This window comes from Campylobacter sp. (assembly GCF_030528245.1).
Classification (GTDB): domain Bacteria; phylum Campylobacterota; class Campylobacteria; order Campylobacterales; family Campylobacteraceae; genus Campylobacter_D.
Genome location: NZ_JAUMZG010000002.1, coordinates 1 through 24,006 on the forward strand (window position 1 = coordinate 1; position 24,006 = coordinate 24,006).

Consider the following 24,006-nt stretch of genomic DNA (forward strand, 5'->3'; position numbering starts at 1 on the left):
GCGTTTTTTTGATGTCGCCATAGCCGAGCAGCACGCCGTTACTTCGATGGCGGCGATGGCAAAGGAGGGCTTTAGACCCTTCATCGCGATTTATAGCACCTTTTTGCAGAGGGCTTATGATCAGGTGATTCACGACTGTGCGATTATGAATTTAAATGTCATCTTTGCCATCGACAGAGCGGGCATTGTGGGGGAGGATGGCGAGACGCATCAGGGGGCTTTTGATGTGTCCTATTTGAGCGCTGTACCCAATTTCACCCTTTGTGCGCCAAGGGATGCGGCGATGCTGGAGGGCATTATGAATTACGCCCTCACTCATCAAGGCCCCCTAGCCTTTCGCTACCCGCGGGGGAATTTTTTACTCAATGATGAATTTGCCCCCTGTGAAATTGCTGTGGCTAAGGCGCAAATTCTCGCTGCCGCGCAGAGCGAAATCGCCTTTTTGGGTTACGGGCAGGGTGTGGGCGTGGCAAAGGCTGTGCGCGATGGCTTTGGGGAGGACTTTGCGCATTTGATCGATTTGATCTTCATCAAGCCCTTGGATGAGGAGCTTTTGAGTGAGCTGGCGAAAAAGACGCGGCTTTGGTTTGTCTTTTCCCCGACGGCGAAGAGGGGTGGTGTGGGCTGCATTTTGAGGGATGCTGCGGCGCGTTTGGGTTGGGATGTGAGGGTGGTGAGCTTTGAATTTGAGGATGAATTTATCGAACAGGGCTCTTTGGCGGAAGTGGAGGCGCATCTGGGGCTGGATGCGGCCAGTTTGCATCGTAAAATCGAGCAAGAAATTCAAAAATATCCCCGTTAGGCTTGAGTCGTATCAACAAAATTTAAACGAGTTTGAAGATGAGGTGGTTTGATGGATCTTATGAAAATGCTTAATGAACAGGGCTTGAAAGCCACTCCGCAGCGACTTTGTATGCTAAAAATTCTCAAAAGACACGAGCATCCTACCATCGATGAGCTTTATGCGGAGATTAAAAAAGACTACCCTTCCATCGCTTTGGCCACGGTGTATAAAAATCTCAACACTCTGCAAAAACAGGGTTTGGTGGTGGTGATCAATGTGGCCAATGAAAAATCTTGCTATGATATTTATGATAGGGAGCATATGCACATCATCTGCTCAAAATGTGGAAGCATAGAGGATAAGGGTTTTGAGGAGATTGGGATGGATGAATATCAAAAAAAGCTTGAAAAGAGGCTTGGCTACTTTATCGAGCATTTTTTTGTTTGCTCCTATGTGAAAAGCTGCCCAAAATGCCGCTGAATTTTTGATTTTGAGGCTTTTGTGAATTGGGATCTTGCGACTTGCTTTAAAATCATAGAGAAAAATCAAAATTTCACGCTTTATTTTCCTAAAGGCATCCTGGCTTTTGATGGTTTGCGCGTGCTTTTGTTTTTTCTTTTAAAGAGGATGCAGCACTACCAGCAAAAAGAAGATCTGGATCAATTCAACTCAAACATGCGAAAAATTTATATTCTTTTGTTGGATTTTAAGGATTTTTTCGACGCGCAAACTGGCAATTTTTTGCTCAAAAATTTCCATTTTTTTTTGAAGCAAGGAGCGAAGAAAAATTTTAACGAGCTTGATAAATTTCTAAGGGATTTTGAATTTGTTTTAAGGGAGGGGGATTTTTACAAAAATGAAAGGCGAAGGGATGCGGTTTTAAAAGAGGTCGCAGCCCTTAAAATTCGAAAAAAAATCGTTTTATTTAAAAAATTCTTGGTCAAAAATTTTTCCTACAAAGAATTTTTAAGCAAAAGCCTGGAGCTTGGCATTTTTTTGGAGTGTTTTTGCCCCCTCTTTGAAATGAAAAGCCTTGATAAACTCTCACGCATACTGGAGGATAAAATTTTTGAAACGCTCATCAAAAAAAGGAAAAAATTCTTAAAACTTCTAAGCAAAAATAGTCGCAATCTAAAAGCAAACAAGGGATAACCATGCAAAAACAAGAAAAAATCATAGAAATGTTCAACCAAATCGCCCCGACCTACGACAGGGCGAATCGAATTTTAAGCCTTGGCGCGGATGTGAGTTGGCGTAAGAAGGCTTGTGCTAGGGTGCTTGAGCTGTGTGAGGGGGAGGATTTGAGCATAGTCGATGTGGCTTGTGGCACGGGCGATATGATAGGCTTTTGGCAGCAGGGTGCGAAAAATGCAGGGCGAAAAATCCACTCCATCAGGGGCATCGATCCCAGTAGCGCCATGCTTGAGATAGCGAAAAATAAATTCAAAAATGTGCCCTTCATTCAGGCAGGCGCGGAGCTTTTGCCCCTTGAAGATGCGAGGATCGATATCATCAGCATAAGCTATGGCATCCGCAATGTCGTCAAAAGGGCGCAGGCCTTGCAGGAGTTTGTGCGGGTGCTTAAGAGCGGGGGATTTTTGCTCGTGTTGGAGTTCACCCAAAGAAAAAGCGGCGGCCTCATGGGGAGGGTGAGGGATTTTTACTTGGTGAAAATTTTGCCGATTTTGGGGGGGATAATCAGCAAAAACAAAAGCGCCTATGCCTATCTACCCGCCTCCATTGAGGGATTTTTAAGCGCGGAGGGGTTGATGGGTGAGCTTGAGGGGGCGGGCTTTGAAATTTTGGAATTCAAAAGCTTTAGCTTCGGCGTGAGCTCGATGTTCATCGCGCGAAAGGTTTGAATTTCTTGATGAGGGGCGGGAGCAAGATCATCAAAAAGGCCCCCGCTAGCAGGATCTGAGCGATGCTTCCCTGCCACAATATACTCAGGTCCCCGCTGCTGATGGACAGGGCTCTGCGTAAATTGACCTCCAAGTGCTCTCCCAAAACAAAGCCCAAAATCAAGGGCGCGAGGGGGAATTCTAATTTTCTCAAAACGAATCCGCAAATTCCAATGATGAAGATCATCACCAAGTCCCAAGTAGTGCTGTTGATGGAGTAAATTCCAATGGTGGAGAGGATTGCGATGATGGGCGCTAGCATCCAGTGGGGGATGCTTAAGATCCTGACAAAGAGCGAAATGAGCGGGATGTTGAGGATCAAAAGCAGGACATTAGCGATGAGGAGGGCGGCGATGAGTCCCCAGACGAGGTCGGTTTGCTCGCTAAACATGGCCGGGCCGGGGTTGATGTTGTAAAGCGTCAGGGCGCCCATCATCACGGCCGTGGTGCCTGAGCCCGGTAGTCCCAAGGTGAGCATGGGGATGAAAGAGCCGCAGGCTGAGGCGTTGTTTGCGGCTTCTGGAGCGGCCACTCCCCTCAAATCTCCCTCGCCAAAGCGGGCTGCCTTGCCGGCTAATTTTTTTTCACTCATGTAGCTTATCGCGCTGGCTATGGTGGCCCCGGCCCCTGGCAAAACCCCCACGAAAAACCCCACAACTCCAGAGCGCACTATGGTCAAAAAGGCGTGGAAAAATTCTCCAAAACTGATGAGCAACTTGCCCGTTTTTTGGATGATTTTTTTGTTGGCGTGCGTGTTTTCAAGCATGAGGAAAATTTCACTGATGGAAAAAAGCCCTATGATGAGGACGATGAAGGAAATTCCATCGTAGAGGTGGGGATTGTCAAAGCTGAAGCGATAAACGCCCGTGTTGGCGTCGATGCCTATGGTGGTCAAAAAAAGTCCAATGAGGGCAGCGAGGAACGAACGGATAGGCTTTTGCGACATCACGGAGCCTAGGGTCGCAAGGGCGAAAATGATGAGGGCGAAGTATTCAGCCGGGCCGAAATTTAAGGCCCAGTCCGCAAGCAGGGGGGCGAATAAAATGATCCCGCAAATCGCGATGAAAGAGCCGATGAAAGAGCTAAGAGCCGAGATGCAAAGCGCCTTTCCCGCTTGTCCTTTTTGGGCTAGGGGGTATCCGTCTAAGATTGTCATAACGGCCGCAGCATCGCCCGGAATCCCAAGCAGGATGGAGGAAATCCTCCCGCCATACTCACAGCCCATATAGACCGTCGCCAGCAGGATGAGGGCCGATTCTACGGGCAAATTCAGGGCGAAGGCTAGGGGCAGGAGTATGGCGACGCCATTGATGGGACCAAGGCCGGGCAGCATGCCGACCATGGTGCCGATGAGAGAGCCTATGAGGGCGATGGTGAGATTGCTAGGGCTTAGGGCTACTTCAAAGCCCTGCGCTAGGGACATCAAAAGCTCCATCGTGCGATCTCAATCAAAAATAAGCCCTAAGGGCAGGGTGATTTGCAAAAGATTTTCAAAAAAATAATAAAACCCCCATCCGCAAAACAGAGCGAAAATGAGGGCTTGGGGCATTCTTGCGCCAAAAAGCAGGGACAAAACAAAGACAAGAAGGCTAGCGGATAAAACAAAGCCCAGAATTTCAAACAAAAACGCAAAGGCAAAGAGGCTCAGGCTGAGAATGACGAATTTTTTCCAAAGCCTCAAATCGCCCCAGTGGATTTGACTTTTCCCTGCGAAAAATAAAAGCAGAATGCAGCAGAGCATCCATAAAAACAAGCTGACTAAGGGAAAGGGGCGCGGCCCTAGGGGCTCGTAACTATACTCGGTGGTGATCTGCCAAGCAATGTAAAGCAAAAACGCACCGAGCGCGAATAAAAAAATGGAAAAAATTCTAAGGCTTAGCATCGGGCTACTTTATGAGCTTGTATTCTTTGGCCAATTGCCTGAAAATGTCGGTTTGCTCCTTGACGATAGCCTCAAATTCCTCGCCCGATTTATTGAATTCAAAAAGGCCTCTTAACTCCCTTTGTTGCTTAAATTCTTCGCTTTGATAAAGCTTATTGAAGGCTTGCAGCCACCACTCATAAGCCTCTTTGGGAGCCTTTGGAGCCATGTAAAAGCCACGAATCGTGCGCCACACCACATCATAGCCCTGCTCCCTTGCGGTCGGGACATCTTTCGCCTTGCCTTGCGTTTTTAGGCGCTCATCGGAAAACACGGCCAAAACTCTTATTTTGCCAGCCTCCAAATGCGGCAAGCTCTCAGCCATGCCCAAAGACACGGCACTGATGTGATTGCCAAGAAGTGAAGTGAGGGCGTCCCCACCCCCCTCGAAGGCGACATAGCGGACATTAGAAATATCCACTCCAGCGGCCTTTGCCAGGAGTGCGGTTTGCATCCAGTCCTGTCCCCCCACAGAGCCGCCAGCGCCGAAACTCACGGCCTTAGGGTCGTTTTTGAGGGCCTCAAGCAAATCCTGCAAATTTTGATAGGGCGAATCATCCCTCACAGCGATCGCTCCATAATCCACGCCCACAGCGGCAAGCCATTTGACATCGTTTTCATCGTATTTGCCGTGCTTTCCCGTAGCGATGTTTAGCAGGGTCCCGCTTGAAAAGGCGACGATGGCATTGGGGTCTTTTGACTTGGAGGTGTTCATGGTGTTATAGGCCGTAACGCCCACGCCCCCTGGCATGTAGGTCGTCCTTATGGGCTTGGATACTATGCCCGTTTGATTGAGGCTGACTTGAGCGAGCTTACAGGTCAGATCAAAGCCTCCACCCGGCTTTGCTGGGGCGATGCACTCGGGCTTTTGGGGTTCTTTGGCTAGCGCTTGACCAAGGAGCAAGATCGCGCTGAGGATGAAAATTTTTAGTTTCATAATGTATCCTTAGGTTTGTGATGATCAGTATGAAATGATATAATTGGCGGGTAACAAAAATAAAAGTGTAGAGAAAATAAGCAAAATTTAATAATTTATGTAACAAATTTACACATATAGCGGAGTGAAAATGACTGTTACGGAATTGAATTTCAAGGCAAAATCCCTCCTTGAGGCGCATTTTGAGGATGTCCCCTTAAGTGGTGAGCTTTCAAAAATCACAATGCACGGCTCAGGACATTGGTATTTTGAGCTTAAAGATGAGCGCTCCAGCATAGCTTGCGTGATGTTTAAGGGAGCAAATTCCAAGCTTGACTTTAGGCCCGGTGTGGGCGATTTTGTGGAGCTGAGTGGCAATGTCAGCCTCTACGCAGAAAGTGGGCGCTATCAATTCATCGCCAAGACGATGAAAAAGGACGGCTTTGGTGAGCTTGAAGCGCGATTTTTAGCCCTTAAAGAGCGTTTGGAGGGGGAGGGTTTGTTTGATCCCTCCTGCAAAAAATCCTTGCCAAAATTCCCGCAGAAAGTTGGCATCATCACCTCCTACACCTCCGCCGCACTGGAGGATATGCTCAAAATCATCCAGCAAAAGGGGAATTTTTTAGCGAAATTTTATCTTTTCAACGCCCTCACCCAGGGTAAAGATGCCCCAAATTCTCTCATCCAAGCCCTCAAAAAGGCCGATGCTTTCGCCTTAGATGCCCTCATCATCGCAAGGGGTGGGGGGAGTAGGGAGGATTTGTTTTGCTTTAATAACGAGCCTTTGGCGCGAGAAATTTTTTCGGCCAAAACGCCCATCATTTCAGCCGTGGGGCATGAGATTGACTATGTCATTAGCGATTTTGTAGCCGATAGCAGGGCGCCCACACCCAGCGCGGCTATTGATATTTTGCTGCCTTCAAGGCTTGATTTGGAGCAGAATTTGGATTTTTTGGAGGAGAAACTGAAAATCTGCTTGCGAAATAAAATTTCGCATTGTCAAAATGAGCTTTTAGCCCTGCAAAAATTTTTCCAAGCCAATTCTTTGCCCTTGGTGATCGCGCAAAAATTAGAGTATTTGAAATCCTTGCAAAAACAATTGCAAATTTTGATGAAAAATCGACTCAATTTTGCCCGCTTGAATTTGGAAAAAATGCACAATGCCTACCTTCAGCATGAAAGCTTTTTTGAGCGGAGCAGGGGCCTTATTTCTTTGCAAAAAAATGATAAAATCACCAGTCTTGAAAGCCTAAAAAGCGGCGATGAGGTGCTTTTGATTTCGCAATTTTCACAGAAAAAAGCCAAAATTTTATGAGGAGCCATGATGAGAAAAATCAATTTCAGCGCAGGTCCTAGCGCCCTACCTTTAGAGCTTTTGAAAGAGGTGCAAGAGGAGCTTTTGGACTATCAGGGCAAGGGCTATTCGATCGTGGAAATTTCACACCGCACGAGCGTTTTTGAAGAGCTACATTTTAGTGCGATGCAAGGGGCCAAGGAGCTTTACGGGCTGGATGATGCGTATGAGGTGCTTTTTTTGCAGGGCGGGGCGAGCTTGCAGTTTGCGATGATACCGATGAATTTGGCGCAAGGTGGGGTTTGTGAGTATGCAAACACGGGAGTTTGGACCCAAAAAGCTATCAAGGAAGCCCAAATTTTAGGCGTCAATGTCAAAGTCGTCGCCAGTAGCGAGGCGGAGAATTTTAGCCTCATCCCTGAGGTGGGCTTTGATGATGCCTGCGATTATGCCTACATTTGCTCCAATAATACCATTTACGGCACGCAGTATAGGCACTATCCTCAAACGAAAGCGCCCTTAATCGTGGATGCTTCGAGCGATTTTTTCTCCCGCAGGGTGGATTTTTCCAACATCGGGCTTTTTTACGGTGGCGTGCAGAAAAATGCTGGAGTGGCGGGGATGGCGACTATTTTCATCCGCAAGGATATGCTAGAGCGCAGCCGCGCTAAAAACATCCCCAGCATGCTAAAATATGCCGTTTTTGCTGACAACGACTCGCTTTTTAACACCCCGCCGAGCTTTGCTATTTATGTGTTTGCCAAGCAGATGCGGTGGCTTTTGTCCCTAGGAGGATTGGATAAAATTAACGCTCTCAACGAGCAAAAAGCCGCTCTTTTATACCGATGCATCGATGAAAGTGGGGGCTTTTACAGAGGGCATGCGAGGGCGGAGGATAGGTCCCTAATGAATGTGAGTTTTAGGATGGCGCGAGGAGATCTGGAGAGCCTTTTTGTGAAAGAAGCAGAAAATGCGGGGATGATAGGGCTTAAGGGGCATAGGATTTTGGGCGGGATTCGTGCGAGTATTTACAATGCGATCACTCTGGAGCAGGTTCAAACGCTCTGCGAATTCATGCGGGAATTTCAAAAAAAACGGGGTTGATATTGCGAAAAAAATTTTAATATTTTCGATTAAAAGGCTTGAGATGATCTCAAAAATCCCTCACCGCTTCAAGGGCCATTTCGGGGCTTAAATCCCGCATGCATTTGTGGTGCTTTAGGGGGCAGGTGCGCTTCATGCAGGGCATGCAGGCTAGGTTGAGATGGAGGATTTTGGCGTTTTCGTTTTGCCAGGGCGCAGATTGTGTCCATTTGGTAGGGCCAAAGAGGGCTAGGGTTTTGATTTTATAAACGCTTGCGATGTGCATGTTGCCGCTGTCGTTTGCGAGCAAAAGGCTGAGATTGGAGATGAGATGGCAGAGCTCCTTGATGCTCGTTTTCGCGCACAAATTCACTCCACGCACTCCGTTTTTTGCAAGCGTATCAGCGATGAAATCACAAATTTCACCCTCGCTAGCCACCCCAAAAATCAGCACCTCATACTCCGCACCAAGCTCCAAAGCCACCCGCGCAAAATGCTCCCTATCCCAGCACTTTGCCGAGCCGTATTTCGCCCCCGCACTGATACCCAGCCATTTTTTGCCACCATCAAGTTCAAATTTTTCACAAAGCAAACGCCTCGCCTCACCCCCAAGCGCGCCGAAGGCTTTGATGGGGAGGAAAAGCTCCGCATCTTGCGGGGGCAAACAAAGAGCGTCTTCCACAAAATGCAGGTATTTTAAGACCTGATGGGCGTTTTTGTTTTGATTTTTGTCAAAAAGTGCCTTACGTTTGGATCGCAATAGGAGCTTTTGAATCCTAGCGGACAGGGCCCCGCGAAAGAAAAAAGCATGATCAAACTCCCCCCATTCCTGTCGCAATTTCAAAAAATGCCCAAAACGCCCCTTTTTTCGCTCAAAAACAGGGTGCACATTTTCACACTCCCTAAAAAGCTCCAAGGCCACAAAGGAGCCATAAAGCACAAATTGCGCCCCCCTAAAATGCGAAAATAGCGCCCTCAAAGCCGCACTCGCCATCACAGCATCGCCCAGCCAAGTGGGGAGCTTGATAAAAATTTTCATGGCCTTCCTTAAAATTTTATGAAATGATCAAATCTTAGCAAAATTTTAAAGATTTTTACGCCATCTATTTCCTCCGCATCAAATCACCTTGAGCGCGCCAAATTCACCCCCCAACCTCCTCCGCAAGCGTTTAAGAATTTGCGAAATTTAGGCACTTGTTGAGATGGCGATGATTGAAGGCCGCAGTATTTGCCGTGAAATTTCTGGGACCCAGTGCGGGGTGAGTGCGGGGGCTAGTGGGGGGCTTGGGGCAGGGTTTGAGGGAGCGAGATCTTAGCGCAGATTCAACGCCACGAAATTTTTTTCTCCTTCAGGGTGCGTAAATAAAGCTCGTGATTGCAGGGCAGGGCGGCTCTGTCGTTTTCCTCGTGGTGAAGATGCCACGCTAGGGCGCTGAATTTTAGCCGCCTCAACTCCCCGCCGTTAAATAAAAAGCGCGCGACAAATTCGCTATCCTCCCTGCCCCAGCCTTCAAAATTTTCATTAAAGCCCTCCACCGCGTCAAAATCCTCCTTAAAAAAGCTCATATTGCAGCTTTTGATGCCCTTGATGAGGTCTTTTTTTTCAAAAAAATCCGCTCTTTTGGCGCTCAAGTTATAAACGAGGCGGGACAAAAGAGGGAATTTTTTTCCGCGAAAAGGCCCCCCACTCGTGCAATTTGCTCCCAGATTTGCCCCCAGCAAAGACGCGGTGCGTCCCGCATCCAAAAGTATCCTTGAGCCCTGCAGCAAAAGCCCCCGCCGCGCAAATTTCAAGTGCTCCTTGATGAAGCCGGGCTCCAAAACCATATCCCCATCGATGAGGATGATGTATGTGCCCCTTGCCTCTTTGACGGCGTTGTTCCTGCTTTTTGCCGCTCTAAAGCCTTTATCTTCTTGCCAAATGTGCTTGAGGGGGCAGGGGAAGGATTTTTGAAATTCGCTGATTAGGGTCGCTGTCTGTGCGCCGCTGCCATCATCTGCAATGATGACCTCAAGGGGTAAAGATTCAAGCCTCTCCACGCTTTCAAGCACGGCTTTAAGATAGGCGGGGCTATTGTAGGTGGTGATGATGAGGCTAGCGGGAGGGGATTTTTCTTTGAAATTTTGTCTCAGTTCATAAAGTTTGGCGTATTTAAAAAAGGCACCCAAAGCATTGCAAAAGGCTATCACAACGCCCCTGGACCCGTAAACCACGCCCCTTTTTAAAAAATAATCCCGCATGAATTTAAACCCCCCCCCCCCCCTATGGCTCTTAGCATGGAGCCCTTTTTGGCTGGGTTTTGCCGGGCGTAAAGCTCTGAGTAGCGTTGACATTTCTCAAGCAGCCCATCGATGCCCTCATAAGCGTGGTGGCGCAAGGCGGATCGGAGGTGAATTTTTTGCGCCCCTGGCGGTAAAATGAGGCTTTCATGGACGAGGTTGTCGTTAAATTTTGTGAAATTTTTATTAAAAATTCTCCCCACAAAGTCCGGATGCCACCCACAAGCCTTAATCCACTCCCCGCGGTAGAGATTTTTGCGCGGCAAATACAGCACCCAGTGGGGCTGCGGCTCTAAATTTTCTAGCTCTCTCAGGGCGCTAAATTCGAGCACTTCATCCGCATCAATGCTAAAAATCCACGCATGGCTAGCATAGCTCAAAGCCTTATTTTTAAGCGCGCCAAAGCCAATAAAGGGGCTGCTTTCGATGCGAAGGGCGGGGAAGGTTTTTTGAAAATCCTTAGCGATGGTGAGGGTCTTGTCCGTGCTTTCATTATCCAAAAGCACGATTTGACCGAATTCTTTGAGGGAATTTAAACACGCGGCCAGGGTATTTTGGGCGTTTTTGACGATGATGATGGCGCTGATTTTTTGCAAATCCATCAGCCCTCCTCATAAATTTTAGCGCTAAAACTGCGAAAGCGTTTGTGAAAGAAAAAATACTCATCGGGCTTAAATTTGATCATTTCCTCGCAGCTTTTTGCCTGATGCTGGGTGAGCTCTAAAAGCGAGCGCTCTATCCCGTCCACCGCCTCAAAGCAGCGGATGTGAAAGCCCTTTTGCCCCTGATAGACAAAGCAGGGGATGAGGAGGGCGCCCGTTTTTTTCGCCAAGACGCTAGCGCCGAGTAAAAAATTGACCTCTTTTCCAAAAAATTCCAGTCGCATCGCCTCATTGTCCGCGCAATCCTGATCGGTCAAAATCCCAAGCGTGCGTCCGTTTTTCAGGGCTTTGAGCATTTTTTTAAGTCCACCTTTTTTATCGATGAGCTCGATGTCAAATTGCGTGCGGTTTTGGCTTAGAATTTTATCCATAGCCTTGCTGTCAAGCCTCCTGCCGACTATGGAGATGGGGGCAAACCTCGCCGCAAAGGCTAGGGGTGCTAGCTCCCAGTTGCCATAGTGCGCGGTGGTGAGGATGAGGGGGCGACTGCTTTCTAGGGCGGCGGCTAGGATGTGCGGCTCGTCAAAATGGGCTTTGGCGAGGATTTTTGCGGGGGTGGTGTTTTGATTTTGCAGGCAGTCGATGCCAAAATGGGCAAAATTGGCGTAAATTTTTTGAGCGATGTGCTTTCTTTGGGCGGGGGAGTGATCGGGGAAGCAAATTTTAAGATTGGTGTCGATGATTTTGCGGTGTTTTTGATCGCACAAAAAGACGATTTTGGCGACAATTTGAGCGAGGAGCTTGAGCGCAAAGCGCGGCAGCAGGGTAACCAGACACTTCAAAACATAGTAAAGCGCAAGATAAATTTTATCCCTCATCCAGCAGATCCTTAGCCAAAGCGAAAATTTCCTCCTCGTCGATCCTGCGGATGCAAAAATCACTCTTGTCGAATTTGAAATTTTTATTTTTGTTGAATTTTTTCCCCGCGTTGATGCTTTTGTTTTGAGGCCCCAAAAGGCACACTCTCTTGTCCCAGCTCGCCCCAAAAATCGTAATGGAGGGCTTATTCATCGCAAAGGCTAGGTGGGTGGGCCCGCTGTCATTGCCGATGATGAGGCGCATCATTTTGGTGAGGGCGATGAGCTCTTGCAGGCTGAGGCGTGGCAGGAGAACGAGGCGATCTTGGTCCATTTTACCAAGCTCCATAAGCTCCTGGGCGAATTTTTTCTCCCCCTCGCTGCCCCAGGCGAGGAAGATGCGAATTTGCGCATCGTAAGCGATGAGGAGTTTGCACAAAATGGCCAGGCGGGTTTGGGGGTAGATTTTATTTTCCACGCTAGAGCCTGTGTGGATGAGGATGTTTTTGTGCTCAAAATTTAAATTCAATCGCCTTTGAAGCTCTTCTTTGAGGGTGGGATTGGCTACGAAGAGGGGTCGTTTGAAGTGGATTTCGCGCGGCTCAAAGGGGGCGTTGAGGGCGAAAGCAGCGAGGCTGAGGTAGCGCACAAAGACATTTTCGTTGTAGCTGATGCTGAGTTTTTGGTTGTAAAAATTATGCGCGAGGCTTTCCCTGAGGCTGTTTTTGTCAAAGCCGAAGGTGTTATAACTCAAAATGCGGCTCACAAGGGCGGACTTGATGAGTCCCTGCAGGTCAAGCACAGCGTCGTAGTTGTTTTTCCTCGCCTCAAGAAGGATTGTGAGGGCGGGGAGGAGTTTTTTTTCTTTCAGGGGCAGGGCGTAGATCCTGTCGATGTGCCTGTGATCGCTTAAAATTTCTTTAAATTTTTCATCCACAAACCAATGAATTTCAATGTCCGACTTGAAGGCCTTAATGAACTGCAAAACAATGGCGCTTTGGATGATGTCCCCCAGTGCTGAGAGGCGAACGATGGCTATCTTCATGGCAACCTAATGATAAAAATTTTTGGCTAGAATTTTAGCCCAATCAAATGAAAAAGGTTAAACGGGATGAAAAACGAGGGCTATATTTGCGTTTTTGACTGCGAGGCGGTGCCGGATGCGGCTTTGATACGGCGTACTTTGGGCTTTGAGGGGAGTGATGAGGCGGTGAGCCTTCGGGCACTGGAGTGGCAAAAGGAGCAGAGTGGGAGTGAGTTTTTACCCCTGCCCTACCATCAAATCGTAAGCATTTGCGCGGTGATAGCCGATAGCTTTGGTCGCTTCATCAAGGTCAATAAAATCGACGGCGAGGACGAGGCGCAGATGCTGAGGAATTTTTTCGCCTTTGTGGATAAAACGCAGCCCAAATTGGTGAGCTTCAACGGGAAAAATTACGACTGTCCCTTGCTGATTTTAAGGGCGCTCAAGCACAAGATCAGGGCCCAGACCTACCTAGACACTACGGACAAATGGAACAACTACAAAACGCGCTTTTCAGAGCTGAAGCATTGCGATTTGCTGGAGGTCTTGGGTGCGGGTAGGGGCGGACTGCGGCTTGATAGCCTTTGTGCGATGGTGGGACTACCGGGGAAGTATGAAATTTGCGGGGATGCCGTGCTGGGGCTTTTTTACCAAAACAAGCTGGAAAAAATCCACGAATACTGCGAAAGCGACGCCCTCAACACCTACTTGCTTTTTTTGAGATATGAGCTGATTAAGGGAAATTTAAGTGATGCGGATTATGCGCAGTATTTGCATCGGGTGCGGGAGTATCTGGGTGAAAAAAAGGCTCACAGGGCTTACAAGGAGGTTTTTATTAGGGTTTGTGAGGAAGAAATTTCAAAATCAAGCGTTTAAAAAACTACAATAAAATAGCGCCAAATCATCTTTTTTCAAGGAAGGGCAATGAAAATTCTAATCAGCGGCGGGGCGGGCTATATCGGCTCGCATACCCTGCGGCAGTTTTTAAACACCCCGCACGAGCTTTGCGTTTTGGATAATCTCAGCAAGGGCTCCAAAATAGCCCTTGAGGACTTGAGAAGCCTTGGGGACTTTGCATTTTTCCAGCAGGATTTGAGTGATTTTAGGGCAGTGAAAGCGCTTTTTGCGAGGGAAAAATTCGACGCGGTGGTGCATTTTGCGGCGAGCATTGAGGTCTTTGAAAGTGTGCAAAACCCGTTAAAATACTATCAAAATAATACCGCCAACACCACGAATTTGATCGAGGCCTGCCTAGAAAATGATGTGAATCGGTTCATCTTTTCCTCCACGGCAGCCACCTACGGCGAGCCCCAAAGCCCTGTGGTGAGTGAAGAAAGCCCCCTTTTGCCCATCAATCCCTACGGCCGCTCCAAGCTGATGAGCGAGGAGGTTTTGCGCGATGCTAGCCGCGCAGTGCCCGAATTCAAGCATTGCATTTTGCGCTATTTCAATGTCGCAGGTGCTTGCATGGACTTCAAGCTCGGCCAACGCTACCCCAAGGCCACCCTGCTCATCAAGGTCGCCGCAGAGTGCGCCGCAGGAAAACGGGATAAGCTTTATATTTTTGGCGACGATTACGACACGAAGGACGGCACTTGCGTGAGGGATTTCATCCATGTGGATGACATCTCAAGCGCGCATTTGGCGGCCCTGTCCTATCTAGAGGATGGTCAGAGCACGGTCTTTAATGTCGGCTACGGGCATGGCTTTTCGGTCAAGGAGGTCATCGCGGCGATGAAGAGGGTAAGCGGGGTGGACTTTGCCGTGGAGCTAGCCCCGCGCCGTGCTGGGGATCCTTCTGTGTTGATTGCGGATGCGCGTAAAATCCGTGAAAAAACGAGCTGGAGGCCTAAATTTGACGATCTAGAGCTCATCTGCAAATCCGCCTACGCTTGGGAGAAGCAGTGCTGAAAAAGCTTTTTTTTGTGCTCGATCGTGAAGATAAGCGCTTTTTGTTTTTTTTGCTAGGCTTTTCGGTGCTGATTTCTTTCATCGAGACCTTCGCGATCTCGCTCATCATGCCCTTTGTGGCCTTGGCGAGTGATTTTTCTTATTTTGAAAAAATCGAACCCTTAAATTCCCTCAGGCAAATTTTAAACCGCCCCGCCTATGAAATCGTGGCCTATTTTGGGGGGGTTTTGATTTTTTTCTACCTCCTGCGTGCCCTGCTCAATGGCTATTATTTCAACCTCTTAGCGCGCTTTGCAAAGGGCAGATACCACAAGCTTTCTTCTAAAATTTTTGCAAAATTCTTGCGCCTTCCCTACGAAAATTTCACCCGAAAAACCCACTCCGAAATCCTCAAAGCCACCACAGGCGAGGTCTTCAACCTCACCACCATGCTCGCCTCCTTTTTACTGATGATGAGCGAGCTTTTTGTCGTGCTTTTACTCTACGTACTCATGCTTTTCATCAGCTATAAAATCACGCTTTTTTTGAGCCTTTTTATGCTTTTTAACGCCCTAGTTTTGGTAAAAATTCTAGGCCCTAGCATCAAAAGAGCCGGACTGAAAAGGGAGAGCGCGATGCGGAGCTTTTTTGAAATCCTCAACACGAATTTAAACAATTTCAAACTCATCAAGCTAAGGGGCAAAGAGGGCGGGATTGTGAGGCTTTTTGAAAGGCAGAGCGAGGCCTTTTCACGCGCGAATATCACCAACGAAAGCCTAGCCGCCATCCCCAGAATTTACCTTGAGGCGGTGGGTTTTTCCGTGCTGGTTTTCATCGTGGTTTTTTTGATTTTGAAGGACGAAAGCGACATTTCCAACATCCTCTCCACCATATCCATCTTCGTCCTAGCCCTCTACCGACTGATGCCAAGCGCCAATCGCATCATCACAAGCTATCACGATTTGATCTACCATCGCTCCTCTTTGGACATCATTTACGGGGCGCTTGGGCAGGAGGAAGAGCGCTTAAACGATGGTAAAATCACCTTTCAAAATGAAATTGCTCTCAAAAATTTAAGCTTTGCTTACGAGGGGAAAAAGGCGCTTTTTTCTGGGCTTGATTTTCGCCTCAAAAAGGGCGAGAAAATCGCCCTCGTGGGTGAGAGCGGCGCTGGCAAGAGCACCTTGGTCGATCTCATCCTCTCGCTTCTCAAGCCACAGCAGGGGCAAATTCTCATCGACGGCGTGCCCTTGAGCGCAAAGAATTTAAAACGCTACCGCCAAAAAATCGGCTACATCCCCCAGCAAATTTACCTTTTCAACGACAGCATCGCCAACAATATCGCCTTCGGGGACGCACTTGATGCAGCAAGGCTCGAGCGTGTCGTGCGTCAGGCAAATTTACAGGGCTTCATCGAGAGCTTGGAGGAGGGGCTTGAGAGCAGGGTTGGCGATGGGGGTGCTAGGCTTAGCGGGGGGCAAAAGCAGCGCATCGCCATCGCCAGAGTGCTTTATTCTGAGCCTGAAATTCTCGTGCTTGACGAGGCGACTTCGGCTTTGGACAGCGAAAGCGAGGCGAAGATCATGGAAGAAATTTATAAAATTTCTCGCGATAAAACCCTCATCATCATCGCCCACCGCCTCTCAACCATAGAAAAATGCGACAAAATTTACAGGGTGAGCGAGGGTTGCGTGAGGGAGGAGGCACGGTGAAAATCACCTTCATCATCGCGACCCTAAATTCAGGCGGGGCCGAGCGTGTGCTCGTAACCCTAGCCAACGCACTTTGCGAGGATCATGAGGTGCGCATCATCAAATTCCACCCCGAGCCTTCTTTTTACCCGCTGGATGCTAGAGTGGGGCTTAAAACCCTGCCGCAGTTTCGTTTTGATAGCCTTTACCACAAAATCGCCAGTCGTTTTAAGAAATTTTTTGCCCTGCGCAAGGCCTTGAAGGAGGCGGCGGCGGAGGTTTTTGTCTCTTTTTTGGACACGACCAATATCGCTTGCATTGCCGCCAAAATCGGCCTTAAAACCCCACTCATCATCAGCGAGCATAGCAATGAGGCCTATTTGAAGCCTCAAATTTGGAGGCTTTTGAGGCGTCTTAGCTATCCTCACGCGGCGGCGCTGACCGTGCTTGGGAGCAGTGATAAGGCTTATTATGAGGGCTTTGTGGGGAGGGTGCGCTTGCTTTATAATCCTTGTCATTTCAGTGCTTTGGAGCGAAAAGAAAATTTTGAAAAGAAAAATTCCGTGCTTTTTATCGGGCGCTTGGATGAAAACAAAAATCCCGCGATGTTTTTAAGGGCTGTGTCGCTTTTGGATGAGAATTTGCGGCGGGGTTGTGAATTCCTCATCGCGGGGGAGGGTGCGCTGAGGGAGGGGCTTGAAATTTTGGCGAAAAATTCAAACATCCCCGTGCGTTTTTTGGGGAGGGTTGAGGACATTGCCGCGCTTTATGAGAGCGCGAGGGTGCTTTGCCTTTGCTCCTTTGTGGAGGGGCTGCCGACGGTTTTGATTGAGAGTTTGTATTTTGAGGTGTGCAGAATTTCAAGCCGCTATCACGACGGCGCGGCGGATTTGATCGAAGATGAAAAGGATGGGCTTTTGGTGGGGGTGGATGATGAGAGGGCTTTGGCGGAGGCCTTGACGCGCGTTTTGGGGGATGAAAATTTGAGGCAAAAGCTCGTGCAAAATGCCAAAAAAAGGCAGGGAGATTTTGAAATAAACGGCATTAAAAAGCAGTGGCTTGGGCTGATGGAGGAGGTGCGGGATGCCTAAGCTTTCCATCATCGTGCCGACTTTTAGGAGGCCCCTGCTGCTTCGGGGTGCGGTGGAGAGCATCTTGGCGCAGGACTTTGCGGACTATGAAATCATCATCAGTGATGACAACTCAGGCGATGAAACGGACGAGCTGGCGCGTGAGCTAGAGCGCAGGGATGCGCGGGTGAAATATGTCCTAAATTCCCGCTACAAGCAGGGACCCAATGGTAATAAAAACAATGGCCTAGATCACGCTGGCGGCGAATTTGTAGCCTTTTTGGACGATGATGATGCGCTTTTGGCTGGGGCCTTGAGCACGCTGATGCGAAAGGCTGAGGAGGGCTATGCGCATGTGATGGCTAATTGCGTCATTGAGCGCGATGGGGTGAGGGGAGAGCTTAGTGGTAGGGGGCTACAGGAGGATGGGGAGCTTTGTAAAAAGGACTTTTTGCTGCAGAAATTTCACGGGGAATTTTTTAGCGTTTTTAAAAAATCCCTGCTGCAAAACGAGCGCTTTGATGAGGAATTTTATGGCAATGAGGCCACGCTTTGGGTGCATTTATACGCGCAAAGGACCTTTTACATCCACAAGGCTTTGCGCATTTATCGCGTTTTTAGGGAGGATAGCGTAACTTTGGGAGCGGAGAAAAATGCCTTTCGTGTTTATCTTGGCTATTTGAGGCTGGCTGAAATTTTAGAAGAGGAGCTTGAAAAAAGCGGGGATGGGGACTATAAAAGGGTGTGCGCGAGTCATTACAAGATGGCGGCCTATTATGCGAAATTCGCCAGGGCGCACAAGGCAATGCTTTTTTGCCTTTATAAAAGCTTAAAAACCCGTCCCAATCTCCCCGCCATAGTCCTGCTTTGCCTCAGTCCTCTGCCCTGCTCTTTCGTGAAATTTTTATCAAAAATAAGGGTAGCCCTATGCAAAAACTAGCGATTTTTATTTATTCTTTAGGAAGCGGCGGGGCTGAGCGGGTGGTGGCGACCCTGCTGCCCCTTTTGAAGCTGCACTTTGAGGTGCATCTCATTTTGATGAGTGAGAAAATTTCTTACGAGCTTGAGGATTGTGCGGTGCATTTTTTGGAAAAATCAAGCCCTGATGAGGGCGCTTTGATGAAATTTTTCAAGCTGCCCTTTTTGGCCATTCGCTACAAAAAGCTGTGCGAAAGGCTGGGAATTGATGTGGAATTTGTCTTTTTGAATCGTCCCAACTACATCGCCCTGATGGCTAGAATTTTCGGCGCAAAAACCCGCCTTGTGATCAATGAATGCACCACTCCAAGCGTGATGTATCAGGGCTTTGGACCCACTGACCTCATCAACAAAGCCCTCATTAGTGCCCTCTATGCTAGGGCGGATTTGATTTTGCCTAATTCTGCGGGGAATTTGCAGGACTTGGTGGAGAATTTTAAGATCCCAGCGGATCGATGCAGGCTTTTGCACAATGCCATCGACATTGAGGGCATTGAAAAAAAGGCGACCGAGCCCATAGCCCTGCAGGAAAAATTCATCCTCAGTGTGGGGCGGCTGGATGCGGGGAAAAATCACAAGCTTCTCATCCGTGCCTTCGCGCGACTCAAAACGAATTTGAAGCTTGTGATTTTGGGCGAGGGGGGGCTAAAGGACGAGCTTTTGGCCTTGATTGGCGCGCTGGGTTTGGAGGGGAAGGTTTTGCTTTTGGGCTTTGATGCCAATCCTTACAAATTCATGGCGCGGTGTGAATTTTTCGCCTTCGCTTCGGTTTTTGAGGGCTTTTCCAATGTGCTAATCGAGGCTTTGGCCTGTGGCTGCGCGGTGGTGAGCTCTGATCATAAAAGCGGCGCGCGGGAGCTTTTTGGCAGGGATGAATTTGGGCTTTTGGTGGAGGTAGGCGATGAGGATGCTATGTTTGAGGGGCTGAGGGTTTTACTTGAGGATGAGGCGCTAAGGAGGGCCTATCAAAAAAAGGCACGAGGGCGGGCCTTGGACTTTGACAAAATGAAAATCGCAAAAACGGCCTTAAAATATCTCAAGGCCGAGCAATGAAAACGCTCATTTTCATCGCCTTTGGCTTCAGTGTTTTGTGCCGCCTGTATTGGGTTTGGTGGGCGGGTGATTTCAATGAATATTTTTTCAACAACCAGCTCATGATCATTTCCAATGACGGCTACACCTTCGCAGAGGGCGCTAGAGACAGGCTTGCGGGCTTTCATCAGGCTAACGATCTCAGTTTTTACAATGCCTCGCTTTCGGTTTTGACAGCATGGCTTTATCGCATCCTGCCCTTTAGCTTTGAGAGCATTATCCTTTACATGAGCGTGTTTTTTTCCTCGCTCATTGTTGTGCCGCTGATTTTAATCGCTAAGGAATTCAATCAAATTCTCATGGGCTTTTTTGCCGCCCTTTTGGCCAGCATCGCCAAAAGCTACTACAACCGCACGATGGCTGGCTATTACGATACGGACATGCTAGCCATCGTTTTGCCGATGTTTGTTTTGTATTTCATGGTGCGACTCATTTTGAGGCAAGACCCCCTCTCCCTCATCGCGCTGCCTAGCTTCGTGGGACTTTATCTGTGGTGGTATCCCTCATCCTACACGCTCAATGTCGCCTTTATGGGGCTTTTTCTGCTCCACACCCTCATCTTTCATCGCAGGGATAAAATTTGCTATCAAGCCGTGCTTTTAAGCGCCCTGATGCTTTCCAACATCCCCTGGTTTTACCAAAGCGCGATACTCGTCTTGCTTTTCGCCCTCTTTGTCTTGAAAAATCACTATTTTAGCTTCAGGCTGATGGGAATTTTGTCTGCGGCGATCGTGCTTTTTTTGGGGTTGAGCGGGGGGATTGATCCCATACTTTACCAACTGAAATTTTACATTTTTAGAGACGATGCGAGCGCTTCTTTGGCACAAGGCTTTGCGTATTTTAATGTCAGTCAAACCATCCAAGAGGCCGAGAGCATTGACTTGAGCACCTTCATGCAGAGGATCAGCGGGAGTGAGCCTGTGTTTTTGGCCTCCCTGCTAGGACTCCTCCTCCTCGTCCGTCGCCACAGAGTGATGATCCTAGCCCTGCCCATGCTGGTGCTTGGCTTTTTGGCGCTTAAGGGAGGGCTTAGATTTACGATTTATGCCGTGCCTGTGATGGCTTTGGGGTTTGGATACTTGAGCCTTAGGATTTTAAATTTTTTGCAAAAATTTCGCGTCAAAAATTCAAAGGAGCTCAACACCCTAAGAGTGCTGTTTTACGCCCTCTTGCCTGTTTTCATCGTGCTGTTGGCCTTGGGTTTTTACCTTGGGGACTTGTGGGAATTTCAGGCCCTAAATTTAAGGCCCGATAAATCTTTCCCGAGCTATTTTTGGGACAATGCCTCGCTCTTTTCCTTGCTCATAGTAGCGCTTTTTGCGCCCTTGTTTTGCGAACTTTTGCGGCGCAGGAAAAATTTAAGACTCATCACCGGCTTTTATGTGCCCTTCGTTTTGATTTTTTCCCTATCTTTCAACCTCAAGCACATTTACAATTACCGCGCCCCCACCGTCTTTAGCTACAACGAAGCAGCGATTTTGGACAATCTCAAAGCCCTCACCTCCCGCGAGGATTATGTCATCGCGTGGTGGGATTATGGCTATCCCATTCGCTATTATGCCGATGTCAAAACCCTAGCCGATGGGGGCAAGCATCTGGGCAAGGATAATTTTTTCCCCTCCTTCGTCCTCAGTCAAAACCCTCGCGCCGCGGCCAATATGGCACGCCTTAGCGTCGAATACACAGAAAAAAGCTTCCACACCCCCTACGAGGACCTTTTGCAGGCCATGATGAAGGACTACAATCAAAGCTCTGTGGAACTTTTTCTTGCTTCTTTATCCAAGGAGGATTTTAAGCTTCATACGCCCAAAACGAGGGAAATTTATCTCTATATGCCAGCACGCATGGCGGCGATTTTTGGCACGGTGGCTAGCTTTTCTCACATTGATTTGGACACGGGCGCGCTTAAGGATGACTTTGTTTTGAGCACGGCTTATTATTTGGGGGAGCAAAATGGGGAGATTATTTTGAGCAATGGAGTGCGTTTGAGTGGTGATTTTAGAAGCTTTAGCATCGGCGGCAAAACTTACACTCTCAATGCTTTGGTGGAATTTGACTCCGTTTATCAAAAATACTACAAAATGATAGAAATCGACAAGGGTGGCAAATACTATCTTTTCCACATCAAGGACAATAATATCCCCAATGTGCAGTTTATTTTAATGGACAAAGCGATGTTTGAGAGCACTTTTGTGCAGATGTTTTTCTTTGGCAAATTTGATGCTAGGCTTTATGAGCCAGTCATCGACAGCAAAGAAGTGAAAATTTTCAGGTTGAAATTATGAGGGTGGGGTTTTTAAGCCACGCGGGCTCAAGCATCTATCATTTTAGAGCGCCCATCATTCGGGCTTTGAGGGCTAGGGGCGATGCGGTGGTGGTCTTAGTGCCGCGCGATGATTACAGTGTGAGGCTAGAAGAGCTTGATTGTGAGCTGGTTTTTTACGAGCTAAAGCGCGCCAGCCTCAATCCCTTCATCGTCCTAGCCAATGCCCTCGATTTAGCAAAAATCCTCAAAGCCCTCCACCTAGACCTCCTGCAAACAAGCGCACATAAAAGCAACACTCTGGGCATTTTCGCTGCATTTTTAGCAAAAATTCCACGCAAATTTGCTTTGGTTGAGGGCTTGGGCTCTTTTTACATTGATGATAGTTTCAAAAGCCTTCTTGTGCGCTACGCCATTAATTTTTTATACAAAATCACCTTCAAAATAGCCGATAAAATCATCTTCGTAAGCGCTAGCAATGCCGAATTTATGAAAAATTTAGGCCTAGCGGAGGGAAAAAGCGTCCTCATCAAATCCGTAGGCATCGACTTGAAAAAATTCTATCCTAGCAGGGCGGAGGAGAGCGTTTTGGCGCATTTTTTAAAGGAGCACCACCTCCCCCCAAGACCCATCGTCTTGATGGTTTCTAGAGCCCTGTGGCACAAGGGCGTGCGAGAATTTTACGCTGCGGCCACGCTTTTGAAAGAGCGGGCGAATTTCATCCTCGTGGGCGGGCGCGATGAGAATCCAAGCTGCGCGGATTTGGGCTTTTTGACCTCAGGCTGCGTGTGCTATTTGGGGGTGCGCGGGGACATCCCTGCCCTGCTTAGGCTTTGCGACATCTTCGTGCTTCCAAGCTACAAGGAGGGCTTTCCTGTGAGCGTTTTGGAGGCCAAAGCCTGCGGGAGGGCCTGCGTGGTGAGTGATTGCGAGGGCTGTGTGGAGGCCGTGAGTAACGGCTTTGATGGCCTCTGGGCGCGCACGGGCGATGCGGAGGATTTGGCCGCGAAAATCGCCCTGCTCTTGGACGATGAAAGGCTGAGGGCGAATTTAGCCCAAAACGCTTTCAAAGACGCGCTCAATTACGATGAAAACAAAATTGCCGGGCGTTATCTCGCTCTTTATGATGAGGTGTGCGGTGTATAAAAATTTCATAAAAAGGGGTCTGGATTTGCTTTTGGCATCGGTGCTTTTGGTGCTTTTTTCTCCCGTGATCGTGCTTTTGGCTCTGTTTTTAAAGCTGGCCCAGGGCAGTGCTTTTTTCACCCAAGAAAGACCCGGGCGGGGGGAGAAAATTTTTAAAATTTACAAATTCAAAACGATGAGCGATGAAAGGGATGCGCAGGGAAATTTACTCCCCGATGAAAAGCGCCTAAAGCCTGTGGGTAGGCTTGTGAGGAGCCTTAGCCTCGATGAGCTGCCACAGCTTTTCAATGTCCTAAGGGGCGATATGAGCTTTGTGGGACCCAGGCCGCTTTTGGTGGAGTATCTAAGCCTCTACAACGCGCGCCAAAAGCGCCGCCACGAGGTGCGGCCGGGCATCACGGGCTGGGCGCAGGTTAATGGGCGCAATGCGATTTCTTGGGAGAGGAAATTTGAGCTGGACTTGTTTTATGTGGAAAATCTTTCCTTCGCTTTGGATGTGAAAATCATGCTTTTAACCGCCCTCAAAGTCCTCAAACGAAGCGGCGTGAGCAAGGATGGACAGGCGACCACGGAGAAATTCAATGGCAAGAACTAAAAAAATTTATCTCTACGGTTTTAGCGGGCATGGGCTTGTGTGCGCGGATGTGGCTAGGGCTGTGGGTTATGAGGAGTGCCTTTTTATCGATGATGCGGAGGGGAAGGGCTTGGAATTTAGCCCCGCGCTTGAGCGGGCGGATATCTTCATCAGCATCGGCGCAAATGCGGCTCGTGCGAGGGTCTATGAGCGGGTGAGGGCGGAGGGCTGGCGCGTGGTCAATCTCATCCATCCCAGTGCGATGATCGCGCCCTCTGTGATTTTGGCCGAGGATGCGGGAATTCTCGCCCTGCCCTATGTGGTGGTCAATGCCGCGGCCCTGATAGAGCGGGGGGTGATCTTAAACACAGCTTGCGTGGTGGAGCATGAGTGCGTGGTGGGAGAGTTTAGTCACATCAGCGTGGGGGCAAAATGCGCGGGCAATGTCAGGCTGGGACGGGGGTGCTTTTTGGGGATGAATTCCAGCGTCCTGCCGAATTTAAGCCTAGCGGATGGGAGCACCTTGGGAGCGGGGGGGGTTTTGACCAAAAGCGTGCAAAGTGGCGGCGTTTTCGTGGGAGTGCCTGCTGTGAGGGTGTGAGGGCGTGCGTTTGGTTTTTGGTAAGTTATTTTGGCTAGA

The 24,006-nt window shown here is 48.6% G+C and carries 22 protein-coding genes and 1 pseudogene; 16 read left to right on the plus strand and 7 right to left on the minus strand.

Going from position 1 to position 24,006, the window contains the following annotated elements:
- The 4 genes from Q4A73_RS00575 to ubiE all read left to right on the plus strand — a co-directional run.
- Window positions 1-802 (plus strand): transketolase C-terminal domain-containing protein (locus Q4A73_RS00575; protein ID WP_303205491.1); only part of this gene is annotated, 802 nt, incomplete at its 5' end.
- A gap of 51 nt (window positions 803-853) precedes the next feature.
- The gene (perR, locus tag Q4A73_RS00580) at window positions 854-1,264 is read left to right on the plus strand and encodes a peroxide-responsive transcriptional repressor PerR (protein WP_303205492.1); all 411 of its coding nucleotides are present in this window, start codon (window positions 854-856) and stop codon (window positions 1,262-1,264) included.
- Between the two features lie 21 nt (window positions 1,265-1,285).
- Entirely contained in the window at window positions 1,286-1,936 is a 651-nt protein-coding gene (locus Q4A73_RS00585) for a hypothetical protein (RefSeq protein WP_303205493.1), read from the plus strand.
- Between the two features lie 2 nt (window positions 1,937-1,938).
- On the plus strand, window positions 1,939-2,646 hold the full coding sequence (gene ubiE, locus Q4A73_RS00590; RefSeq protein ID WP_303205494.1) for a bifunctional demethylmenaquinone methyltransferase/2-methoxy-6-polyprenyl-1,4-benzoquinol methylase UbiE: 708 nt from the start codon (window positions 1,939-1,941) through the stop codon (window positions 2,644-2,646).
- Here the strand turns inward: ubiE and Q4A73_RS00595 are convergent.
- Genes Q4A73_RS00595 through Q4A73_RS00605 form a run of 3 tightly spaced genes read right to left on the minus strand, consistent with a single transcriptional unit; the run spans window position 2,627 to window position 5,543 of the window.
- Window positions 2,627-4,120 carry a tripartite tricarboxylate transporter permease gene (locus Q4A73_RS00595; RefSeq protein WP_303205495.1) on the minus strand — a complete coding sequence of 498 codons (1,494 nt, stop codon included), beginning with the start codon at window positions 4,118-4,120 and terminating at the stop codon, window positions 2,627-2,629. The genes ubiE and Q4A73_RS00595 overlap by 20 nt on opposite strands.
- Before the next feature lie 9 nt (window positions 4,121-4,129).
- Window positions 4,130-4,567, minus strand: coding sequence for a tripartite tricarboxylate transporter TctB family protein (locus Q4A73_RS00600; RefSeq protein ID WP_303205496.1), 438 nt, complete (start codon window positions 4,565-4,567; stop codon window positions 4,130-4,132).
- Between the two features lie 4 nt (window positions 4,568-4,571).
- Window positions 4,572-5,543 carry a tripartite tricarboxylate transporter substrate binding protein gene (locus tag Q4A73_RS00605; RefSeq protein WP_303205497.1) on the minus strand — a complete coding sequence of 324 codons (972 nt, stop codon included), beginning with the start codon at window positions 5,541-5,543 and terminating at the stop codon, window positions 4,572-4,574.
- Window positions 5,544-5,673: 130 nt separating this feature from the next.
- Between Q4A73_RS00605 and xseA the strand changes: the two genes are divergently transcribed.
- Entirely contained in the window at window positions 5,674-6,837 is a 1,164-nt protein-coding gene (gene xseA, locus Q4A73_RS00610) for an exodeoxyribonuclease VII large subunit (protein ID WP_303205498.1), read from the plus strand.
- A 9-nt stretch (window positions 6,838-6,846) separates the two neighbouring features.
- Window positions 6,847-7,920 carry a phosphoserine transaminase gene (gene serC / locus Q4A73_RS00615; RefSeq protein ID WP_303205499.1) on the plus strand — a complete coding sequence of 358 codons (1,074 nt, stop codon included), beginning with the start codon at window positions 6,847-6,849 and terminating at the stop codon, window positions 7,918-7,920.
- A 49-nt stretch (window positions 7,921-7,969) separates the two neighbouring features.
- Here the strand turns inward: serC and Q4A73_RS00620 are convergent, their stop codons facing one another.
- The 4 genes and pseudogenes from Q4A73_RS00620 to waaC form a co-directional block, all read right to left on the minus strand.
- Complete coding sequence (locus tag Q4A73_RS00620) at window positions 7,970-8,938, minus strand: glycosyltransferase family 9 protein (RefSeq protein WP_303205500.1); 969 nt, start codon at window positions 8,936-8,938, stop codon at window positions 7,970-7,972.
- Between the two features lie 284 nt (window positions 8,939-9,222).
- Window positions 9,223-10,781, minus strand: a pseudogene (locus tag Q4A73_RS00625) (glycosyltransferase).
- Window positions 10,781-11,659, minus strand: coding sequence for a lipid A biosynthesis lauroyl acyltransferase (locus Q4A73_RS00630; protein WP_303205501.1), 879 nt, complete (start codon window positions 11,657-11,659; stop codon window positions 10,781-10,783). The pseudogene Q4A73_RS00625 and the gene Q4A73_RS00630 overlap by 1 nt, the downstream one beginning before the upstream one ends.
- Window positions 11,649-12,683, minus strand: a complete 1,035-nt coding sequence (gene waaC / locus Q4A73_RS00635; protein ID WP_303205502.1) for a lipopolysaccharide heptosyltransferase I — start codon at window positions 12,681-12,683, stop codon at window positions 11,649-11,651. Before waaC ends, Q4A73_RS00630 begins: the two co-directional genes overlap by 11 nt.
- Window positions 12,684-12,749: 66 nt before the next feature.
- Between waaC and Q4A73_RS00640 the strand changes: the two genes are divergently transcribed.
- From Q4A73_RS00640 to Q4A73_RS00685, 10 genes are read left to right on the plus strand one after another with little or no spacing between them, the layout of a single operon-like run.
- Complete coding sequence (locus tag Q4A73_RS00640) at window positions 12,750-13,538, plus strand: 3'-5' exonuclease (protein WP_303205503.1); 789 nt, start codon at window positions 12,750-12,752, stop codon at window positions 13,536-13,538.
- A gap of 48 nt (window positions 13,539-13,586) precedes the next feature.
- Window positions 13,587-14,573, plus strand: a complete 987-nt coding sequence (gene galE, locus Q4A73_RS00645) for a UDP-glucose 4-epimerase GalE (RefSeq protein WP_303205504.1) — start codon at window positions 13,587-13,589, stop codon at window positions 14,571-14,573.
- The gene (locus tag Q4A73_RS00650) at window positions 14,567-16,264 is read left to right on the plus strand and encodes an ATP-binding cassette domain-containing protein (protein WP_303205505.1); all 1,698 of its coding nucleotides are present in this window, start codon (window positions 14,567-14,569) and stop codon (window positions 16,262-16,264) included. The genes galE and Q4A73_RS00650 overlap by 7 nt, the downstream gene beginning before the upstream one ends.
- The gene (locus tag Q4A73_RS00655) at window positions 16,261-17,334 is read left to right on the plus strand and encodes a glycosyltransferase (protein ID WP_303205506.1); all 1,074 of its coding nucleotides are present in this window, start codon (window positions 16,261-16,263) and stop codon (window positions 17,332-17,334) included. Before Q4A73_RS00650 ends, Q4A73_RS00655 begins: the two co-directional genes overlap by 4 nt.
- On the plus strand, window positions 17,327-18,253 hold the full coding sequence (locus Q4A73_RS00660) for a glycosyltransferase family 2 protein (RefSeq protein WP_303205507.1): 927 nt from the start codon (window positions 17,327-17,329) through the stop codon (window positions 18,251-18,253). Before Q4A73_RS00655 ends, Q4A73_RS00660 begins: the two co-directional genes overlap by 8 nt.
- A complete protein-coding gene (locus tag Q4A73_RS00665) occupies window positions 18,241-19,344 on the plus strand; it encodes a glycosyltransferase (protein ID WP_303205508.1) in 1,104 nt (367 codons plus the stop codon). The genes Q4A73_RS00660 and Q4A73_RS00665 overlap by 13 nt, the downstream gene beginning before the upstream one ends.
- On the plus strand, window positions 19,341-21,668 hold the full coding sequence (locus tag Q4A73_RS00670; protein ID WP_303205509.1) for an STT3 domain-containing protein: 2,328 nt from the start codon (window positions 19,341-19,343) through the stop codon (window positions 21,666-21,668). Before Q4A73_RS00665 ends, Q4A73_RS00670 begins: the two co-directional genes overlap by 4 nt.
- Complete coding sequence (locus Q4A73_RS00675) at window positions 21,665-22,792, plus strand: glycosyltransferase family 4 protein (protein WP_303205510.1); 1,128 nt, start codon at window positions 21,665-21,667, stop codon at window positions 22,790-22,792. The genes Q4A73_RS00670 and Q4A73_RS00675 overlap by 4 nt, the downstream gene beginning before the upstream one ends.
- A complete protein-coding gene (locus Q4A73_RS00680; protein WP_303205511.1) occupies window positions 22,785-23,387 on the plus strand; it encodes a sugar transferase in 603 nt (200 codons plus the stop codon). The genes Q4A73_RS00675 and Q4A73_RS00680 overlap by 8 nt, the downstream gene beginning before the upstream one ends.
- Complete coding sequence (locus Q4A73_RS00685) at window positions 23,374-23,967, plus strand: acetyltransferase (RefSeq protein ID WP_303205512.1); 594 nt, start codon at window positions 23,374-23,376, stop codon at window positions 23,965-23,967. The genes Q4A73_RS00680 and Q4A73_RS00685 overlap by 14 nt, the downstream gene beginning before the upstream one ends.
- Window positions 23,968-24,006 lie beyond the last annotated feature (39 nt).

What these genes read in the sequence shown, in the direction of transcription:
- perR (WP_303205492.1), top strand. Translation starts at nt 854, where the DNA reads ATGGATCTTATGAAAATGCTTAATGAACAGGGCTTGAAAGCCACTCCG.
- ubiE (WP_303205494.1), top strand. Translation starts at nt 1,939, where the DNA reads ATGCAAAAACAAGAAAAAATCATAGAAATGTTCAACCAAATCGCCCCG.
- Q4A73_RS00595 (WP_303205495.1), bottom strand. Translation starts at nt 4,120, where the DNA reads ATGGAGCTTTTGATGTCCCTAGCGCAGGGCTTTGAAGTAGCCCTAAGC.
- Q4A73_RS00600 (WP_303205496.1), bottom strand. Translation starts at nt 4,567, where the DNA reads ATGCTAAGCCTTAGAATTTTTTCCATTTTTTTATTCGCGCTCGGTGCG.
- Q4A73_RS00605 (WP_303205497.1), bottom strand. Translation starts at nt 5,543, where the DNA reads ATGAAACTAAAAATTTTCATCCTCAGCGCGATCTTGCTCCTTGGTCAA.
- xseA (WP_303205498.1), top strand. Translation starts at nt 5,674, where the DNA reads ATGACTGTTACGGAATTGAATTTCAAGGCAAAATCCCTCCTTGAGGCG.
- serC (WP_303205499.1), top strand. Translation starts at nt 6,847, where the DNA reads ATGAGAAAAATCAATTTCAGCGCAGGTCCTAGCGCCCTACCTTTAGAG.
- Q4A73_RS00620 (WP_303205500.1), bottom strand. Translation starts at nt 8,938, where the DNA reads ATGAAAATTTTTATCAAGCTCCCCACTTGGCTGGGCGATGCTGTGATG.
- Q4A73_RS00630 (WP_303205501.1), bottom strand. Translation starts at nt 11,659, where the DNA reads ATGAGGGATAAAATTTATCTTGCGCTTTACTATGTTTTGAAGTGTCTG.
- waaC (WP_303205502.1), bottom strand. Translation starts at nt 12,683, where the DNA reads ATGAAGATAGCCATCGTTCGCCTCTCAGCACTGGGGGACATCATCCAA.
- Q4A73_RS00640 (WP_303205503.1), top strand. Translation starts at nt 12,750, where the DNA reads ATGAAAAACGAGGGCTATATTTGCGTTTTTGACTGCGAGGCGGTGCCG.
- galE (WP_303205504.1), top strand. Translation starts at nt 13,587, where the DNA reads ATGAAAATTCTAATCAGCGGCGGGGCGGGCTATATCGGCTCGCATACC.
- Q4A73_RS00660 (WP_303205507.1), top strand. Translation starts at nt 17,327, where the DNA reads ATGCCTAAGCTTTCCATCATCGTGCCGACTTTTAGGAGGCCCCTGCTG.
- Q4A73_RS00665 (WP_303205508.1), top strand. Translation starts at nt 18,241, where the DNA reads ATGCAAAAACTAGCGATTTTTATTTATTCTTTAGGAAGCGGCGGGGCT.
- Q4A73_RS00670 (WP_303205509.1), top strand. Translation starts at nt 19,341, where the DNA reads ATGAAAACGCTCATTTTCATCGCCTTTGGCTTCAGTGTTTTGTGCCGC.
- Q4A73_RS00675 (WP_303205510.1), top strand. Translation starts at nt 21,665, where the DNA reads ATGAGGGTGGGGTTTTTAAGCCACGCGGGCTCAAGCATCTATCATTTT.
- Q4A73_RS00685 (WP_303205512.1), top strand. Translation starts at nt 23,374, where the DNA reads ATGGCAAGAACTAAAAAAATTTATCTCTACGGTTTTAGCGGGCATGGG.